Source organism: Staphylococcus borealis (assembly GCF_001224225.1).
Classification (GTDB): Bacteria; Bacillota; Bacilli; order Staphylococcales; family Staphylococcaceae; genus Staphylococcus; species Staphylococcus borealis.
In genome coordinates this window covers 1-1666 of the sequence record NZ_CUEE01000024.1, presented here as the reverse complement: position 1 = coordinate 1666, position 1666 = coordinate 1, and the positions used below count along the sequence as shown (strand labels likewise).

Here is a 1666-nt window from a genome sequence, read left to right as displayed (position 1 = left end):
ACTGACACAACTCCGCCAACGGCGCCTGTGGTTACTAGCGATTTAACTGGTAAAGCGACAACTATTGATCCTGTTGAAGTTACTACAGATCCGAATACAAAAGTGGAATTATTGGATAAAGATGGTAATGTTATTGGTTCGGGTACGACAGATAATACGGGGCATGTCACAATTACACCGACAAAACCTATTCCTGAAGGTAACGTCACTGCCAAGGCGACTGATAATGCAGAACATCCGAATAGTTCTACGTCTCAACCGAAAAAAGCAACTGACACAACTCCGCCAACGGCGCCTGTGGTTACTAGCGATTTAACTGGTAAAGCGACAACTACTGATCCCGTTGAAGTTACTACAGATCCGAATACGAAAGTGGAATTATTAGATAAAGACGGTAATGTTATCGGTTCAGGTACGACAGATAATACAGGTCATGTCACAATTACACCGACTAAACCTATTCCTGAGGGTAATGTCACTGCGAAGGCTTACGACAATGCGGAAGTTCCTAATAGTTCTACATCTGATCCTGTTAAAGCTACTGATACAACACCACCAACTGTTCCAACGCTTGATACGGATTTAGGTGGTAAAGCTGGTACTCAAACACCAATTACGGTGACTACAGATCCAAATACGCATGTTGACTTACTTGATAAAGATGGTAATATCATTGGCTCAGGTACGACGGATGAGACAGGTCATGTCACGATTACACCGACAAAACCTATTCCTGAAGGTAACGTCACTGCCAAGGCGACTGATAATGCAGAACATCCGAATAGTTCTATGTCTCAACCGAAAAAAGCGACTGACACAACTCCGCCAACGGCGCCTGTGGTTACTAGTGATTTAACTGGTAAAGCGACAACTACTGATCCTGTTGAAGTTACTACAGATCCGAATACGAAAGTGGAGTTACTAGATAAAGATGGCAATATTATCGGTTCGGGTACGACGGATGATACGGGGCATGTCACAATTACACCGACGAAACCTATTCCAGAGGGTAATGTTACTGCGAAAGCTTATGACAATGCGGAACATCCAAATAGTTCTACATCTGATCCGGTTAAAGCAACTGATACAACGCCACCAACTACTCCAACACTTGATACGGATTTAGGTGGTAAAGCGGGTACTCAAACACCTATTACGGTGACTACAGATCCAAATACGCATGTTGATTTACTTGATAAAGATGGTAATATCATTGGTTCGGGTACGACGGATGAGACAGGTCATGTCACGATTGCACCGACAAAACCTATTCCTGAAGGTAACGTCACTGCTAAGGCAACGGATAATGCAGAACATCCGAATAGTTCTATGTCTCAACCGAAGAAAGCAACTGACCTAACACCTCCGGTGAAACCTTCTGTTGTTGGAACTCTAGATGGAAAAGCAGGTACGAAAGATCCTGTTGAAGTAGTGACAGATCCGAATACAAAAGTGGAATTACTGGATAAAGATGGTAATGTTATTGGTTCAGGTACGACAGATAGTACGGGTCATGCGACAATTACACCAACGGTGCCTATTCCGGAAGGTAATGTCACTGTGAAAGCTACGGATAATGCGGAACATCCAAATAGTTCTACATCTGATCCTGTTAAAGCAACTGATACAACACCACCAACTGTTCCAACGCTTGATACGGATTTAG

Annotated in this window: 1 pseudogene; it reads left to right on the top strand. The window is 43.2% G+C overall.

Annotated features, from left to right (window positions below):
- Positions 1-1666, top strand: a pseudogene (locus AK212_RS13695) (YSIRK signal domain/LPXTG anchor domain surface protein); the annotation flags it as partial.